Origin of the sequence: Flavobacterium sp. 316 (assembly GCF_000967805.1) — a bacterium.
Taxonomy (GTDB): Bacteria; Bacteroidota; Bacteroidia; order Flavobacteriales; family Flavobacteriaceae; genus Flavobacterium; species Flavobacterium sediminilitoris.
Genome location: NZ_JYGZ01000006.1, coordinates 124,339 through 142,938, shown reverse-complemented (window position 1 = coordinate 142,938; position 18,600 = coordinate 124,339). Strand labels below are relative to the sequence as shown.

The 18,600-nt window shown below is 32.7% G+C and carries 12 protein-coding genes and 6 tRNA genes; all 18 read left to right on the top strand.

Annotation, left to right across the window (positions count from 1 at the left end; all coding sequences use genetic code 11):
* Positions 1-406 precede the first annotated feature (406 nt).
* Complete coding sequence (locus tag SY27_RS14095) at positions 407-748, top strand: hypothetical protein (RefSeq protein ID WP_045971439.1); 342 nt, start codon at positions 407-409, stop codon at positions 746-748.
* Positions 749-782: 34 nt separating this feature from the next.
* A complete protein-coding gene (locus SY27_RS14090; protein ID WP_045971437.1) occupies positions 783-1,451 on the top strand; it encodes a hypothetical protein in 669 nt (222 codons plus the stop codon).
* A gap of 12 nt (positions 1,452-1,463) precedes the next feature.
* On the top strand, positions 1,464-2,486 hold the full coding sequence (locus SY27_RS14085) for a hypothetical protein (protein WP_045971436.1): 1,023 nt from the start codon (positions 1,464-1,466) through the stop codon (positions 2,484-2,486).
* 127 nt (positions 2,487-2,613) lie between these two features.
* Complete coding sequence (locus tag SY27_RS14080; RefSeq protein WP_045971434.1) at positions 2,614-2,919, top strand: hypothetical protein; 306 nt, start codon at positions 2,614-2,616, stop codon at positions 2,917-2,919.
* Positions 2,920-2,947: 28 nt separating this feature from the next.
* The gene (locus SY27_RS14075; protein ID WP_045971432.1) at positions 2,948-3,802 is read left to right on the top strand and encodes a phytanoyl-CoA dioxygenase family protein; all 855 of its coding nucleotides are present in this window, start codon (positions 2,948-2,950) and stop codon (positions 3,800-3,802) included.
* A gap of 2 nt (positions 3,803-3,804) precedes the next feature.
* The gene (locus tag SY27_RS14070) at positions 3,805-4,683 is read left to right on the top strand and encodes a phytanoyl-CoA dioxygenase family protein (protein ID WP_045971430.1); all 879 of its coding nucleotides are present in this window, start codon (positions 3,805-3,807) and stop codon (positions 4,681-4,683) included.
* Positions 4,667-5,785, top strand: coding sequence for a prenyltransferase/squalene oxidase repeat-containing protein (locus SY27_RS18305; protein WP_052705354.1), 1,119 nt, complete (start codon positions 4,667-4,669; stop codon positions 5,783-5,785). The genes SY27_RS14070 and SY27_RS18305 overlap by 17 nt, the downstream gene beginning before the upstream one ends.
* Before the next feature lie 34 nt (positions 5,786-5,819).
* The gene (locus SY27_RS14060; protein ID WP_045971428.1) at positions 5,820-14,069 is read left to right on the top strand and encodes an RHS repeat-associated core domain-containing protein; all 8,250 of its coding nucleotides are present in this window, start codon (positions 5,820-5,822) and stop codon (positions 14,067-14,069) included.
* A 26-nt stretch (positions 14,070-14,095) separates the two neighbouring features.
* Positions 14,096-14,683 (top strand): 2OG-Fe(II) oxygenase, encoded by a 588-nt coding sequence (locus tag SY27_RS14055; protein WP_052705352.1) that lies wholly within the window; start codon positions 14,096-14,098, stop codon positions 14,681-14,683.
* Positions 14,684-14,791: 108 nt separating this feature from the next.
* Positions 14,792-15,070 (top strand): hypothetical protein, encoded by a 279-nt coding sequence (locus tag SY27_RS14050; protein WP_045971426.1) that lies wholly within the window; start codon positions 14,792-14,794, stop codon positions 15,068-15,070.
* Positions 15,071-15,998: 928 nt separating this feature from the next.
* Positions 15,999-16,085: transfer RNA gene (locus SY27_RS18720), tRNA-Ser, on the top strand.
* 5 nt (positions 16,086-16,090) lie between these two features.
* Positions 16,091-16,164: transfer RNA gene (locus SY27_RS14045), tRNA-Arg, on the top strand.
* Positions 16,165-16,247: 83 nt separating this feature from the next.
* Positions 16,248-16,320: transfer RNA gene (locus SY27_RS18715), tRNA-Pro, on the top strand.
* A gap of 38 nt (positions 16,321-16,358) precedes the next feature.
* A tRNA-Leu gene (locus tag SY27_RS14040) sits at positions 16,359-16,432 on the top strand.
* 6 nt (positions 16,433-16,438) lie between these two features.
* Positions 16,439-16,510 (top strand) — tRNA-Glu (locus tag SY27_RS14035).
* Positions 16,511-16,593: 83 nt separating this feature from the next.
* Positions 16,594-16,665 (top strand) — tRNA-Thr (locus tag SY27_RS14030).
* Between the two features lie 301 nt (positions 16,666-16,966).
* On the top strand, positions 16,967-17,545 hold the full coding sequence (locus SY27_RS14025; RefSeq protein ID WP_045971424.1) for a DUF5565 family protein: 579 nt from the start codon (positions 16,967-16,969) through the stop codon (positions 17,543-17,545).
* Positions 17,546-17,589: 44 nt separating this feature from the next.
* On the top strand, positions 17,590-18,600 hold the full coding sequence (locus SY27_RS14020) for an RNA ligase family protein (protein WP_045971422.1): 1,011 nt from the start codon (positions 17,590-17,592) through the stop codon (positions 18,598-18,600).

Genomic DNA, 18,600 nt, shown 5'->3' with positions numbered 1-18,600 from the left:
TTGTTTTAAAGCAAACTAAAATTTATTTTTAATAATTAACACAACAACCACTCCTCACCATACAAAAACGCCCTTCACAAGAGGGCGTTTTTTATTTTAGTATAGATTGTTTTTTTTAACATTATGTATTGATAATCTGTATGTTAAGTTAAAAAACGGGTTGTTTTTTAAAACAGGTATTTATACCTATAACCTCGCTATTATTTCTGAATACATTTGGTATGTAGTTCTACAAAAAAAGAGATTCATTAAGATAAGCTTTAATTAATGGAATCTTTTTTCAAAGTTATTTTGATAGTTGTAAAAGACGTCATTTACAAATAAATCATTGGCTTTACTTTATGTAATTGGTGCTTTAAAGTAGGGCATCAACAAAAAAACAAATTAATAACAAATAACAAAAATCATGAGCACAAAAGAGATTTCAACTGCTGACGGAAAATTATTTTTCTCCAATCCACCTCATCCGGATTGTACTATTCAGCCAGAATTAAAAGACTTAAATGAAGTAAAAGATTTTAAAATAGATACTTCTGCTGCAACAGCTAATAGATCTGCTGCTCCACTTCCAAAAGTAGCGGTTTATAAAGTAGCGGCTGATGTGGTGGTAACACCTGCTAACCCTTTGATTATTTCAGGAAGCGGACCAGTACAGGTGAGTTATAATAAAGTAACCATTCAACCAGGAGGACAAATAAAAGTATTAACTACTGCCGATATTCGAATTGCAGAGTTAGTAAAAATGTAATTAAAAATAGACACAACATTAAAAATTAATAGACATGAGTAATTTAAATGGAGATATAATAATATACGGTGCAGATGGTAGTAATGGAACGGCTGGTCAAGGCTTTTCAAGTGCTGCACCTAGTGGAAACAATGGTACAAATGCCAACTGTGATTGGGATTCGGTTTGTAGACCTAGTTCTTCAAAAGGAACAGCAGGAGCTAACGGAGCCGATGCAGGTTCAGGTGCTTCTGGCGGAAATGGTTCCGATTGTCCGAATGCTACAATAACAATAGGGCAATTAACAGGTTCTATAGTAGTTGCTGCTGCCGCAGGAAGCGGAGGAGCTGGTGGAAATGGTGGAAACGGACAAACTGGTGGAAATGGTGGCGATGGCGGAAAAGCGTCTGGCTGTCCTGCTGGTTCAGATTGTGGTGCTAGTGATGGTGGTGCTGCAGGAAATGGCGGAAAAGGTGGCAACGGAGGAAATGGAGGAAATGGCGGAAACGGTGCTAGTAGCATAGTGGTGCAATACCATGGTGGTAGTGTTTTAACATCTGCTCCAGTTCCTAAAGGAGGTTCAGGAGGTACAGGTGGAAATGGCGGAAGTGCTGGTAAAGCAGGTTCACCAGGAGGAGCACAAGGATCTGGAGGTAGTGCAGGTACTAGTGGTACATCTGGAAATGATGGACATCAATCTAATATTATTTTGCAACAAGTTTAAAAAAGTAAAGCTATGAATGCGACTAAAGATTCAATTTTGTCAAACGTAGCACAACTTTCATCTTATGCATCCACACTTAGTTTGGCTTCGGCCAAACAGGTGTTGGATTTAAGAGATGAACTACTGGCTTTACCAGAGGAAACTAATCTTCAACTAGGTGGTAGATCGGGCTTAAATATAGATGGCAGTCCATTGCAATATTGCATTAGCTCTTCAAGCGAAGGTTTGCATGGGCGTTTTATAAGTGATCCTTCATGCATTGTAGGTTCGCCAGAAGAACGATTTCAGTATAGTTATCAAGCTTTGCAAAAATTATATAGTACCACACAAACGGAAGAAATAAAGGAAATGTGTGAGGAAATGTTAGCCTTTCATTTACCTGTTTCTAAAGAAAACATGGAAGAATATCCAGATGGTGTTTTTTGGTTAGGTGCTTCTCCCGATAGTAAGGGTATGGCTATTTATATTGATGGCAGAAGAGGTGGTAAAGAAGCTTCTTGGAAAAGATTTAGTGATTGGTTAAAGCATTTAATGCCTAATGCTACAGAAGTTGATGAATTTGTAAAAACGTTGAGTCCGTATGCTAATATTATGAGTATCGGTTTAGAAGGCAGTTCTTTAAAAAACGTAAGGGCTAAAATTTATTTTAGATTAACCCATAAACTTACCATTGAAGATTTAAAAATACCAGTTTTGCTCGATGAATCGGTTACCCATTTTTTTAACGATGTAATAGGAGATAAAGAGGTGAATTTAGCAGGTGTAGTATTTAATGTAGGTTTTCATATTGCCAGTTCAAAATTGTTTGATGCAAAAATTGATATTTGTGCTTGTCCTTCTTACGTTGAACTAAACCCTAGTGAATGGGTTACTTTATTAGAGGAAACCACAATAAAAAATAAGGTTACCCCATTTCCAATACAAAAAGAAGTGTTAGAAAACGAATGTGCTGTTTCTTATTACGGATTAGGAATAGACATTATGGGAAATAAAAGACTAAATCTTTATTTAAAGAATAAAATAGTATCTAATTAAAACGCATTCATTACAGTTTTAGTTATACAACGCTGCTTTTTCTCTTTAAGCAAAATATTTAATTATTCAAATTTACTATTGCAGCATACTCATTGTAATCTGCACTAGATTTTTATTATCTATACACATGAAGCAAAGCATCATTATTCCAAAAAATAAAATTGCTATTTACTATCAAGGATATTGCACCAAATGTAAATTTTTATCTAAAATGGTGGTTGTTTTATCCTTATATATGATTGAAAGGATACCATTAGAAGTTGACGAAAGTATTCAACTTTTTTTTGAAGATTATCCTAAAGCTAAAGGCTATCCCATACTCTTTTTGGGTAGAATACCTATTTATAATTATTGGGTTTTTCCAGCGGTTCCTTTTGCTATTGTCTTGTCTTGGTTTTACAAACTGCAAACGTTGTTTATCCAAGATAATTGATCAAAGTCTAATTTTTTTATAAAGAAATATGAGAAATGTTTTTAAAAACCCCATTCAACAAAAAGAATTTGAAGAAAAGGGATATGTGGTACTTGATTTTTTGAATCCTTCAGAAGTTGATACACTACAACAATTATATAATCAATTGAATGCTCAGCCTAAGGAGAGAGGTTTTTCCACGTCTAATATGAGTATGGATGCCAATTACAGAAAGAAAGTATCTGATGGCATAACAGAGACTTTTAAGAATGCTGTTGCCTTGCATTTAGAAAATTTCAAACTCTTTTTCGGAATATTCACATCTAAGCAAGCAAATCAATCGGAAAGTATTTGTTCTATACATCAAGATCCTACTTATGTGGACGAATCAAAATACCAAGGTATTACGTTATGGGTACCTCTTATAGACACTAATGCCACAAATGGCGCTCTTGAAGTTATAGATGGCAGTCATAAATTAAATGACGGTCCAAGAAGTACGCTTCCTAAATTTCCATACAATGAATTGAGCCCTTATTTGATAGAAAATTACTTTAAACGCTTAGATATTAAGGCCGGACAAGCGTATATAGGAAGTTCTAAAGTGTTTCATTGGTCGCCTTCTAATTTTAGCAATACTGAAAGAGTAGCTGCGCTAGCTTGGTTAGCAGAGGAAGAAAGTCAAATGCGTTGTTATTATCAAGATTTTAGAAATCCAGGAGCAACTATGGAGGTGTTTGAGTTGGAACCAGATTATTATATAGAAACCCCTTTGTTTAGCAGACCAGATGAGGCTAGAGCAAAAAAAATAGGGGAAGTTCCTTATTATTTTGATCCTCAAAATGAAGAAAGTGTTACCACAATATTAGGAGAAGCACATAAGAAAATGAAATTATCGGTTTAAAAATGAAAACAAGTATAGAAAATAGAATTCTTTTTAAAAATCCAGAGCATCAAGCTTTTTTTGATGTAAACGGGTATGTAGTGGTCGATTTTTTAAATGATAACGAAATAGCATCACTTAAAAAATTGTATGATTCTTTAGAAGGAGATCTAGGAGAAGCTGCTTTTGCTTCAACGATTATGAGTAAAAGCGCTATCTATAGAAATGCAGTTTCTAAGGGAATAGGTAACCATTTTGAAAGAGCAATGGCGACTATTTTTGAAGAGGTTACTTTCTTTTGGGGAAATTTCAATATTAAATACCCTCATCAAAATATAGGTATTGTTCCTCTGCATCAAGACCCTTCATTTTTAGATGAAAGACGTTTTCAACCCCTTGGTTTATGGGTTCCTTTACTAGATACTACTTTAGAAAATGGTGCTTTAGAAGTAATACCCGGAAGTCATCATTTTTTACATTTTCCTAGATGTGGTGGAGCTCCTTTTCCTTTTTCTACGTATCAAGATGCACTTTTAAAAGAATTTGGTGTTTCATTGCCTATGAAAGCAGGGCAAATTTATATAGGAAGCCCAGCACTGTTTCATGCTTCACCAACCAATAAAAGTCAACATCCTAGAATAGTAGCAGCAGGTTTGGCAGGTCCTTCAGAAAGTAGGTTAAAATACCATTTCTATAATGAATCTGAGTCCAATAATAGAGCCGATATATTTGATGTAGATCAAAATTACTATCTCTCAGCTCCTTTATTTAGTAGACCCAATGAAAAAGAATATGAATTAGTGGAAAGTTTAGTTTTAGAAAAACAAAAAGTTACAAAAGAAATGCTGTTTGATTATTTAAGTCAATTTAAAATAAAAAAAGACCATGTTACATGCGAATAGAGAATATTTAAAGAATAGTGAAGAACTTATCACAAAAAAAGCCTCTTGGAACTTCCTTTTTGAGCAAGGGATAAAACACTTGGTTGCAGAAAAAGAAGCCGGTTTTGTGAATACAAAACATAGTATGCCTTTTACAAAGGAAGCTTTTCAGGTGGAACAAGAATTACAAATAGCGGATATTTTTCAAAGGGCTTTACTAGTTGATACTTTAATTGATGCACAAGAGAAATATCCTATTCGTTTACAAGAAATTATAACATCAGAGTTAACCTATTTAAAAAGCGTTAAAAGAGAAGGAGGAATAGGAGGATGGGGATATTTTCCTGATTTGAAAGAGTTGCCTCCAGATGTGGACGATTTAGCACAAATTCTTCAGGTATTTTGTAAATTTTATCCAAAAGATGGCTTTAAAGATTTATTTGAAGTGCCTATTGAAACCATATTAAATAATCAGGCAAATGAAGATTTTGGATGGGAAACATGGATACTTCCAAAAGAGAATTTAACAAAAGAACAGCAGTTGCAGTATGAATGGATTCATAAAGCATGGGGAACAGGTTCTGACGTTGATGTTGTGGCTAATTTTTTATATGCGCTACAAAAATATGATAAAGAACGTTTTGAAACTGACATTCAAAGAGGACTACAGTTTTTATATAATAAACAAAATCAAGGTGCGTGGGAAAGCACTTGGTATTACGGACTTTATTATGGCACGTTTGTTAGCTTAAGAGCTATTTGTTATGGCAAAGGAGATAAACAAGTTGTTGCAGAAGCTTTGGCTTTTTTACTTAATTCTCAGCATGCTGATGGTGGATGGTCTTTACCAGAACAACCTTCCGATTCTTTACAAACTGCGCTTGCTTTGCTTGGCATTGAAATAGCATCTCGTTATTTAGAAAAGCCTATAGACTTAGAATGGCTAGATAAAAGTTTATACTTTTTGGCTAATAAATACAACGAAAACATAGGATGGGAATCTTGTCCGTTCATTAAAATGCCAATGGGTAGACCAAGTGGTTTTGTTCATACTATACTTACTTATGGAAGTTCGCCCATAACGAACAATTTTGTTAGTAAAGCGTGCTTACAATTTTTATAAACAAACTATTACAACCAAATAAACAACAGAAAAAATGAGTTTCAATAATACAAAAGCTAATACTGAGCAGAGTAAACCTCAAGTTACTACGTTTCAGTTTGATAATAAAGCAGTTGGTCAAGTAAAAGATAGTGTTAATCTATTTACAGGAACGGTTAATGTACCCATTAATATTGCCACTTTTCAAGGAAGAAAAGGATTAGATGTAGATATTAATATGATGTATAATAGTAATGTTCAAAATTCAGTTAAAAATTGGAATATTTCAAATCCAACTGGAATTTTAGGATTAGGTTGGGATATGTCGTTTGATAAAATTGCGGTCAATAAAAATGGCAGTGGCACTAGCTCGTCTGATGAGTATTTTTTAGTGAGTAATGGTAGTGCAAACCAATTGATACAAGATGGATTTTTACCTACAAATCCGGTAGATATCTTATTGTTTCAACTTAGAAATTATGAGTTTTGGGATGCTCAATATGATGCTTATAATGAGAAATGGACCATAATTAAAGAAGATGGAACTGTTTTTATTTATGGAGATAAAAATAGTGGTAGAAATACGGTTCAATATGGAGTGCAATGGGGCAACTGGATGGGAGCTTCTAATGTAACTATAGGACAGGAACATTTTGCAAATGCTTGGAATTTATCAGAAGTTAGAAATACTTGGGGAGAATCGGTATTCTATACTTATGATAATGTAGATGTTCCTGTAGGAAATGCTAATGGCCTTGTTTATACACAGGCATCTTATCTTAAAAAAATAGAAGATAGTTTTAAAAGAACAATAGTGTTTTTTTATGGAGAGAAATATGGAGCTAAAAATCCAAGTACTAAAAATATTGTAGAATATCAATCTAGTCATACTAATCAGCCTACACCCAATGCTTACCAAGACAGCTATGAAACACGTTATTTAGATTATATTGAAGTAAGAAATAAATTGAATATTCTTCAATTTACAATCTTATTTGAATATGATTTCATTAATTTAGGAACAAATAGCCAAGTTGAGGTATATCCTTTGATGTGGAAAAGGGTTTTAAAAAGTTTTTGGCAAGTGCAACCAAGTGGCAATACATTGCCTGGTATTGAGTTTGAGTATTATGATACAATTCAAGATATTAATTCGGGTGCTTTAAAAAGTATTCTTTATCCGCAAGGAGCAAAAGCTATCTATAGTTATAAGGAAGAGCCTTTAAATAGTGCTCGTAATATTAAAATTAATGCACCATTGGCTAATGCAACTCCAAGGGTTTGGTTTGGTTCTGATTATACGGTAATTACTTGGTATGATAAGGCAAATAAAAAACTAGTAGCAAAAGTACATTCTTGGTCGGGCAACTGGTCTGAATATCAATTAAATTCAGATATATCAACTGAAAATTATTTTAATAATGTTGATTTTGATATGGATAGTTTAGGCGTAATAACCAAACAAGATTATATAGCGCTTTATTTTACTGATAAAACAAAGAAACAATTTCAATTATTTTTATACCGAAGAAATCCAGAACAATTTGGAATGTTTAATTTAACGAATGGAGCGCAATATTTTCCGTTACAATCAGAAACATCAAAAGTAAGCGTCGAATCGGGTAAAGACTTTGTTATTGTTTCTAGTAAAGATATTACTACAACTCCTATTACAGCATTTCAATGGAATTGGAGACAAAAAGTATGGAATAATTCCGCTAGATTACAACAAGGAGGAATAGCAATTGCAATACCTTCTCCTTCCGATGTTTCTAAGGCGTCTAATATAGCAATCAAGGCAAGAGATAATTATTATATTGCAACCTTCTATAATTTTACTTCAAAATTATTACAATTTCAATTGTTTTATCACAATGGAAATAATGTTTGGTCTAAAAGTGCAGTATACAACACTTCAAATGTTACCATCTATAAAAATGACTCTGAAGGATTAGATTTTCCATTGAATATAACTTTGAGTAATTCCTTTGGAGTGGCTACTTATATTACAGATCAAACGGATACAAAAATAAGTTATAGCCTTAGAATTCTGCAATGGGATAAGAATTTTAATTTGCTTAATGCAGGAACACCTTTAGTGAAAACGTATGAGTCTCCTATTGTAGAAGGAAAGTCGCAATATCAATTGTTTTCTACTTTATTAACGGATTCTTTGATAGCCAATAATCCTTTCTTGAATAGATACATTGGCGGAATGGGAAATAACAATAATCCGCTAAATTGGAAAGCGGCTTCTTTTATTACTAAGCCCGAAGATATTGTACATTTTGCAACTGGTTTAGACATTGCAACTATGTCTAAAGAACAAGGACAAAATAATAGTAATCAATATTTACAATTTAACCCAAACTTTGGTTCATGGGAAGCGCCTCAAAATTTAGCTTCAACAGGTAAACATATTACCGTGAGTAGTAATTATATGACGGTTGGGAAAGATGTTTTTTATCAGAATACAAATGGTAACTGGATTAAGCAAACACAGCAATTAAATAATTTAAATGCTCCTGAAACAGTTCAGAATAGAGCTTCTATGTATATTGCTTATCAAGATACTACAGATGATAATGCACAAACGTATTTTGTAAATCCTATTAATGGTAGTTTAAGCGCACCTGTAAAATTACCTATTACTTCTGAAGGTTTTGGACAGAAAATAATGGTGGATCAAGAAACAGTAAAAGCAGGTACTTTATTAGCTGGAGCAGATGTTTTTGTAACCTATCCTTCTAATCAGGAATTTGATAGTTGTAGTTCTCTAGCCTTATATAAAGTAGTAGATGGTAAAGCTACTGATTCGGTTCAGGTAACTCCAGTATCTTATATTGCTATTACAAATGATGTAAATAGTGAAGACGTTTTTTATCAATCTTATGATTATGCTCGTTCTGCACAATCTATTATTACGTATGATGCTCATTCTAGTTTAGCACAATTTCCAAAAGTAACTACTTTTATGGGTACGAAAATACCCGATGTGGCTTTAACAACAAGTGGCATTTTAATTAGTTATTTTTCTAATGGGGTGTCTTTGCAAAATGAAATTCCTTACAATACAAATTGGGTGTATAATTATAGTCAGTTGCTAAATGGCGCTTTACTACAAAAATTGCAATATGATAAAGAAGGTAATTTAGTAAGCAAGGATATTAATTATTGGCAAATATTTACAGCTAATGTAAATCAGAAAAATTATTTATTTGGTGCTTTTTTTAGAATAAGTAAAACAGTATCAGAACAAGATGGCGTTACTCAATTATCAACCATAGAATACTATCAGGATATTGGATTGCCAATGCGTTCTTTTAGTTCTTATTATGATTCAAATGGTGATCAGAAAACAATTACCAGTGAGAAAAAATACGCTATTCAGATTCCAAATTATCAAGCTGCAATGCAACAAAAACATTTGTTGAATGCTATAGCACAAGAATCGGTGTTTATAAGTGATAAAAACACAGAGAAAAAGTGTGTAAGTTCTAAAATCGTTACATGGAAAAACTGGTCAACTAATGCGGAATGGAAATGGTCTCCTTTTCAAAATTTTGAATGGCTAGATAATGATAAGAATACACCTGATTTTGATTTTTCTACTATTCAAAATAATAATGATTGGTTAAAAAAACAAGAGGTTGTTACAAGAGGTGTTTATGATACTGTAAATGAAATGATGGATGTGGAAGGGGTGAAAGCATCTTATATCTATAGCACAGATGCACAATTCCAAATAGCCGAATTTTTAACCGCTAGTAAAATAGGGGAAGAAGCTTCATTTTTGAGTTTTGAATCTTATGAAGATAATGATGGATGGACAATTTTACCTAATGCAAGTATTATTCCTAATGATAAAGACGCAACTATAGATGCTAAAATAGGACAAGCATCGTTAAAAATAGAGAAAGGAATAGGTTTAGAAAATAGCTTTACTCCTCAAAATCAATTACAAGATTATGTTTTTTCAAGTTATGTGAAACTTCCAGATGGTTTTGATACTTCTAAAGGCGATGCAAAATGGATTGTATCTTTTAGCCAAAATGGAACAACAGTAGGAAATGAAATAGAGTTGTCTTTTGGTAATGAGGTTGGTAAATGGCTATATGTGTATCAAATTTTAAATTTAAAAGCAGTACAAGCAAATGGGAATAGTGCTATAACAATTAGTATTAAGGCACAAAATAATAATACTGCAACTGCGGTTTTAGTAGATTGTGTTCGTTTTTCTCCTTTGCAAAGTCTATTTTCTGCAACTTCGGTTAATACTCAAATTGATGCTATTCAAGCTAGTTTAGGTTCAAATGGAGAAGTAAAAAGAAAGTTTTTTGATAATTACCAAAGAATAGTGGCCAATACAAGTTTTGCAGAAAAGACAACATCAATGGCAACGAATTATTTTTCACGAACAGGAAATGATAATGCTTTTTCTACAGAAAACCCTAATAGTAAACTAAAGATAATGGCTGTTAATGGAGGAGATGCTCTTTCTTTTACTCAGGGTAATGAATGGAAAAACTATTGGACTCCTTCTAATGAGCAAGACTGGCAAACAGAAAATGGTGTATTGAATTATACAAAATCTTCTGTTGAAGGAATTTTAAGTTATAAAGGAAACGAATTGAATGATTATGGATTATTAGTTCAGTTAATGCCAAAAGAAATCATTTCGAACTCATTAGGCTTACAAATAGGAGATCAATATACCATTCAATGGAATCCTTCTACTAGTCAATGGGAATTATTAGGAAGTGATCATCAAATTCTTCAGTTTAAAAAACCAAGTATAAAAATAAGTCATCCTAAATCTAAAGAAGATGCACAATCTTTGTTGTTAAGAACAGGATGCTATTCTAAAGTTATTGGAAATGCTGTCAATGCAAAGGAAGATGCCATATATGAATCGGAATTTAATAAGTTCTATAAAATAAATCAGACTTCTAATACAACAGAAATAGCTTCTTTAGCATCGCAATGGACTGTTATGGTTACTAAAAATACATTGTTGTTTTTTGCCGATGGAATACTTGTGTTTAATTATAAATCGAATAGTGTTATTTCTGGAAAACTGAGCTTATTTACAAACAATAAGATTAGCATAAATAGTTTATTAACAATGATTAGCCCTATGGCTACGCAAACATTTGTGAATGCTGTAGGAAATGATATGCAGTCTCAATTACTAGATAATACTAGAATGACTGTAATTGAAAATATTTATAACAATCAAGGAAATATAATTGCTAATACAAAGCCTGCTTTTGTTGAAGCCTCTACCAGCACACCTGTTTTTCAGTATATCTCAGAGTTTGCTTTGTATGATTTTGATACACAAAAAATGCAAGGTTTAATAACGGATACTTATCAAGAGGATGGAGGTTATCCTTATTTTGGATATCGCTACGAAACTTCTCCACTTGGAAGAATACTAGAGCAATCCATGCCTGGTGTAGCTTATAAGTTGGGAGCTAATACTCAGAAGTATGAATATGGAAGTAATGACGGAACTTATGGTTTGCCAAAAGGAGAATATTATCAGGTAAGTGTTACAGATCAAAATGGAAATAAAACCTATACTATTACCGATAAGAGAAATCAAGAAGTTAGAAAAGTAAGTCAAAAATCGGCAACAGCAGAAATTGTTTCAGCAGTTTATTATAATGATTTAGGGTATCCAATACGTGCATTATCGCCCAATTATGAAGAAGGTGGACAAAATAACGAAGATTGGATAAGTTATCAAACGTATAGTTTTATTGGTGAATTAATGAGTACTTCAAATGCAAATGGAGGAACTACAGAAATGATTTATGACAGGTCTAATCGTTTGCGTTTCCGCCAAGATGCAGAAGGCAAATCTCAAGGGAATTATCAATATTATAAATATGATCTTTCAGGAAGAATAAGTGAAACTGGCTATGTTGCAGGAGTTTGGGATAGAAATGCTTTACAAGATCAGGCCAATTATCATCCGGAATATCCTGAAAATGTGTCAACTTGGCGAATGAAAACGTATTATGACTATGATGGAACTAATGCTCCTTATCAAATAGGACAAGTAGTAAAAACGGAAAATAATCATTCAGAAGATGGTAATGCAGATGTAATAGAAAATTTCTTATATGACATTTATGGCAATGTAATTAGTAGAACTCAAAAGGTAATTGATTTTGATAATGAAAATTATGAAACTCGTTTTTATTACAATAATTTAGGCGGTATTACTCAAATTGATTATCCGGTTGAAAAAGGGAGTGCTCCTTATTCGGTTTATTATACGTATAATACTATAGGACAAATTGAGCGTATAGGAAATACGGCTTCTTCAAGTAATATTGCTTCTTATGTTTATAATCCTACTGGAAAACCTTTAGAAGAAACGTTAAACCCTACTGGGAATAGTTTTATTCGTAATTATGGCTATAATTCTCCTGTATGGCTTGATAATGTAAAGGATACTAAAACACAAGATAGTTCTTTTATTTTTCAAGAAACCTTACAAACTTCATTGCCAGAAGGACCTGCTTATTATAATGGACAATCGGCAGCTATTCGTTTTCAATATCCTTCAGATATGAGTGCGGGCTCTACTTTTACCAATACTTATAATTCACTAAATGCATTAGAAAACGTTAAAGAGAGTAGAGGACAGAATGAGTTGAATACTAAGCAATATAAGTTTGATAATAATGGGAATTTTGATACGATAACGATTGATTCTAAAACCTATCAATTTGAACCAGAAATTGGAAAAGGAGATCGTCTTCAAAAAGTAACAGATATAGAAAATCAAAGTACTTTATTTGACTTTCAATACAATTTAAATGGTTCAATTGCACATTATCAAACTTCTGATGCTGATGGTTACGAAGCGCAGCAATTACAATTTACCTATGATGCTGGTTCACGTATGACTGCTGTTATAAATGATTTAAATCTTGAAAAACAGTATAAATTCTTTTATAATAATTCAAGTGATAGAGTGTTAAAACAACAATATTCTGGAGGTTCTGTTCAAGAAAGTACGTTGTATGTAAAAAGTTTATCGGGTAACCCGTTAGTACAAATAAAGAAAAGTAATAGTGTAAAAGATACTTTATATATGGTATATGGACCAATTGGTGTAGTATCCTTTGTAAAAAATAATAATACCTATTTTACTTTGAAGGATCATTTAGGTTCTGTGCGAGTAATTATGGACGATAATGCTAATGCTATTGCGGCTTATGAATATGATATCTATGGAAACGTAACTGTTGTTGCTCAGCCTGAAACGGATTTCTTTCCTTATTTGTTTACTAGTCAAGAATATGATTATGAATTAGGCATATATAATTATAAAGCTCGCTTTTATTTTAGTAGAATAGGTCGATTTGGCGTAATTGATAATTATAATCAATTCTTTAGTCCTTATATCTATGCTGGGAATAGTCCATTAGTTTACATTGATCCATCGGGTAATTTTTCTATAGGTAATTTCTTTTCCGCAATTGGAGGTGCTATTATTGGAGCATTTGAAATTTTAATAGGTGTAGCTATAGATGTTGTAGCAGGAGTTTTAGAAGCGGTTACAGGAGGTCTTTCTACACCTGTGAGTATAGGATTAGCTTCTTTAGCAGGGGCATTTATAGGAGCAGGAGTAAGTTCTGTAACGTATTCTGCAGTTAGTTTAATAACAAACGATTTCAGTTGGAAAGAATATGGTATTAATACAGCAATTGGATTTGTTGTAGGTGCTATAACAGGTGGTTTTGGAGCAGCAGGATCTATAGCTGCAGAAGCAGCTACAGGAGTAAAAGCAGCTGCAGATGCAGGGAAAGCTGTAAGTACTTTGGCCAAAGTAGCCAATGCTGGAATAAAAGGAGCTTTTGCTGTTGCTGGTGCCGAATTAGCTGTTACATCTGCTACATTAATAGATAATGCAGCACATGGAAATAGTTTAGGAGCTGGTTTGGATGAGGCGTTAATCAAAGGAGTATTAAGTTCTACATTATCATGGGCAATACCAGGTATTGATTATAAATCTGGATGGGGAAATTTATTTTCAAGAGTATCAGCTGGAATAGCAAAATCTGAGGCTATTGATGTATCCATTCAATTAGGATCAAATGCAATTCATGGAAATAGTTTTGATACAGGACTTATGAATACAGTTGTAGGAGGATTTGTAGGAGGAAGTATCGGGTCTTTAGAAACTAAATCCTATGCAACAGAAAGAGCTCAAAATGAACTTAATTTTATGAATATTGGAACCCCGAAATATCAAGTTCCAGCTAATGGAATCATTAGATTGTAAAAAATAGTACTTATAAATATTTGATTATGAATATGCTATTAGATAATTATGACCAATGCCAATTAGATAATTGGTATTGGTTTCAAGAAGCATTTACAGAAGATGAATTACTCCAAATTGAACAAATTCAGGAGCCTATTCCTTTTAATATTGCAAAAATATCACATGCTACGGATGATTTAGAAATAAAACGAAAAAGTGAAATTAAATGGCTTAAAAAAGAAGTTCCAGATTTTAAATGGTTGTATGAAAGGTTTATTACTATGGCTACAGAAGCGAATAAATCTCTTTGGAAATTTGATCTTACAGAAATAGTTGATGATTTACAATATACAGCCTATCATCATGATGGTGGACATTTTGATTGGCATATGGACTTAGGAAGTGAAAAATATGCTAGAAGAAAAGTAAGTATTACCATGCAATTATCAGATCCAGAAGACTATGAAGGTGGTGATTTTGAGTTTATGATAGGAAATGAAGTGGTAAAACTACCAAGAAAAAAAGGGTGCGTAATACTATTTCCTTCTTATTTCTTACATAGAGTTACTCCTGTAACAAAAGGAACAAGAAAATCATTGGTATTATGGATTTATGGTCCACCTTTTCGATAGAGTAAAATAATTAGTTTTTCTTTAGAAATAAGGATGAGGTTTCCATTATAAATTTAATAGAAAAGATATTTAAGGGTCTAAAAATAAACAACTTTAAAAATAAACATTATGTCAAAATCAAAAACTTTTGATGGAGTAACACCATCAATTTGGGAATGTGTAAAAGCAACAAGCTTAAAAGAACACGGAACGGTTTATGCTCCACCTGGAGCTAATTCTGGAACAGCAAAAACAAGTACAATTGTAGGAGAAGTGCTTTTAGAGTTTAATTTTAATCCTACTAGTAACAGTGTAGCTTATACAATAATTAAAAAACCTGGATTAGCTTCTGAAAGTCAAATATGGAAAGGCATTGAATCTACAATAAAAGGATGTTCTAAAAAATAAAGATTGTGTTCATTGTTTGGTTTCCATTTTAGAATTGGATCTTGTGGTTAAGTAGTACTATTTAAAGTAATCTTATAATTTTAGCATTTTTAGATGTAATTTTTATTAAAAAAATGAATTTTATAAAAAAAATCTTATATTTGCCCTCGAAATGAAAACATTAAGACAACATATTGTAATACTATCAAAAGATAGTAACTACCGTTTAGCAGAAGGATTCCCTGCTAAGGGCAATAGGTCGTTTGTAATGTTTTATGAGTTTTAGAATACAGAAAAAGTACTTTTACTTCACAATATATACAAGCGTCCTTCACAAGAGGGCGCTTTTTTTGTTGTTTATTACTTAGTGATTAGTAATTAGTGAAGAGAATAGAGGAAAGAGAATAGAATTTTAAAAAAAAAAGAAAAAAATGTTTAATGCTTAATAAAAATAAAACAAAATAAGACTTGAAAGCTAAGCAAATGAGAGACAGTCATTTGGATGATTTAAGAATATCGGTTGTAAAACGGACAGGCTTTTCTTTGCTTAAAAACAAGTGTAACTAATTGATAATCAGTAAAATAATTTTAAAAAAGATTTGGAAGTTTACTTTTTTTGACTTTATCTTTGCAGCAGAAATAATGAGAACAATCAATTAGTTATGTTTAATTAGTAATGATTGATTTTTGAAGAAGTAATAAAAACAATTGATTAATTAATCAGTAACAATTTATAATTAAGAAACATGAGAACACTAGATATACAATATAAAGGAGAACAAAAAATGAATTTAATTTCACTAGAGCGTAGCTTTTCACTAAACCCGAGTTTTGACTTCGCGGTAAAACGAAACATGCAGGTGCATCACTATAGGCAATAAGATAATACTATCTTATTTGTATACATGAAGCACCTTTAACGAGGTGCTTTTTTTTATGCTTAAAATTTGGAGAGTAGGTAAATATTGGTTTGTTACACCCGACTGCTAATCGGTTTACTCACAAGGTAATGAGGGTTCAATTCCCTTGCTCTCCGCAACTGATTTTGTAGCTCAACTGGAGAGAGCAATTGCCTACGAAGCAATAGGTTTCAAGTTCGAATCTTGACAAAATCACAAAATGTTCTTAGAAAGGAACACCCACTCAAAGGATGGTTTTTTTTGACTGTCTCTCAAAAATACTTGACTTTGAGTAACCGCTGGGAAGATAACGATTGGTTGTTTACTCGCTTTGGATGCGAGAGGTTGTAGGTTCGAGTCCTGCTTCCCAGACTGTTTAGTAGCTAGTGATTAGCGCTTAGAAAGAGAATGTAGGAATGGCGGAATTGGTAGACGCGTCAGACTTAGACTCTGAATTTTGAGAGTTTGATTCTCTCTTCCTGTACAAAACGCTCCGTTCGTCTAACGGTTAGGACAACTGCCTTTCGAGCAGTAAATACGAGTTCGATTCTCGTACGGAGTACAAACTGATTTGTGATGTAAGTGGTTAGCATAAGAGACTTTGACTCTCTTTGTTCAGGTTCGAATCCTGACAAATCAACAAAAAATACTATAGCTCAAAGGGTAGAGCAGCAGCAATGTATGCTGAAGATGGAGGTTCGATTCCTTCTGGTGTTTAAGTGATTAGTACTTAGTAATTAGCAGTTCGTCAGTTCGAGTTTTTTAACGTAGAGCAACGTAGTTAAAAAGTATCGAGAACTCTTTTTTGAAGTAAAGCTTCTCGATACGCTTCGCACTCGAAGTGACGCAGATTGTGAGTACTAGGTTTGATGTTGTTAATACTTCGTCAGTTCGAGTATTTTAACGTAGAGCAACGTAGTTAAAAAGTATCGAGAACTGTTTTAAAAAAGAAAAGCAGCTCAATTGGATTTGGACTCAAATTATTAAGGTTTAACTAACCATAAAAAAGAAAAATAAGATGAAAAAGATAAGTACATTATTTGAAAAAGATCCTAAAGATTTAGGTAGGGTAACGAGCATAATTAACAAAGAAAATGCTTGGGTTTTTGAAGGGGAAGCGATAGCGACAAGAAAATTTGATGGTACTTCGGTGGCTATTATTGATGGTGAATTGTTTAAACGATTTGATGCTAAAAAGGGTAGAAAAATTCCTGATGGAGCCATTCCTTGTCAAGAAGCAGATAGTAAATCGGGTCATCATCCACACTGGATAAAATGTGATCGAACCAAATCAGAAGATCGTTTCTTCTTTGAAGGGTTTGATAGTTTAACAATATTATTAGATGGTACATATGAACTCTGTGGTCCTAAAGTGCAAGGTAACCCGGAACGATTTGAAACACACCAATTGGTAAAACACGGTTCTGAAATAATTGATTTAGAAAGTGTTGCTTTTGAGGATTTAAAAGCTTTCTTAATGAGTGATGAAACAGATATAGAAGGTATTGTTTTTCACCACAAAGTAGATGACAGAATGTGTAAGTTAAGAAAATCTGATTTTGGTGTTAAGCGATTGGAATTAGTGAATAGTACTTAGTAATTAGCTTTTAATTTTTAGTTTTTAACTTTTAGTTTAATAAAATGGAATTTAGAAAATACAATTCAATAGAAAATACGTACCAAAAACAAGTTTTGGAACAAATTATAATTCATGGTTTTGAGAAAGAAATCTATGTGGTACAAGAAAAGGTACACGGTGCTAACTTCTCTTTTTATACGGATGGAGAAACGATTAAGATTGCAAAGCGTACTGATTTCGTTAGTGAAGAGGAGACTTTTTACAATGCTCATGAAGTAGCAAAACGATACAAAGAGAAAGTATTGGAAGCTTTTAAAACGGTACAATCGGAATTTCAAGAGACTAAGTTCATTGTGATTTTTGGGGAATTGTTTGGTGGAAATTACAACCATAAAGAAGTAGCTGTAGCAAAAAACGCTATCAAAGTACAAAAAGGAGTGGATTATTGCCCAGAAAATGATTTCTATGCTTTTGATATTAAAGTAAACGGCACGCATTACTTAACCGTTGATTCGGCAAATAGTGTGTTTGAAAAAACAGGTTTCTTTTATGCAAAAACCTTGTTTGAGGGTACTTTAGAAGAAGCCTTTCGTTATCCAAATGAATTTAACTCATTAATTCCAAATTGGTTGGGTTTGCCCCAATTAGAAAACAATATTTGCGAAGGAGTTATTATTAAGCCAATTATTCCAAAGTATTTCGGAAACGGTTCTAGAGTGATTTTGAAGAATAAAAATGAAAAATGGGCTGAAGTAGGTAAAAACAACAAACCTAAAAAAGAGCATAAAGAGAATTATTTTTCAGGAGAAGCACAAACCATTTGGGAAACTATTCAAGACTATATTACTATTAACAGATTGTATAATGTGTTGAGTAAAGAAGGAGAATTTCAGCCTAAAATGATGGGTAAATTGGTAGGATTGTTTTCACAAGATGTGATTGCCGATTTTAAAAAAGACAACCCAACAGCTTTAGATGTTTTAGAAAAAGAAGAACAAAAAAGCATCAATAAAAGAGTCAATAACCAAGTGATAAGCTTAATTAAAGAAGAGTTTATGACGATTAAAGTGTAA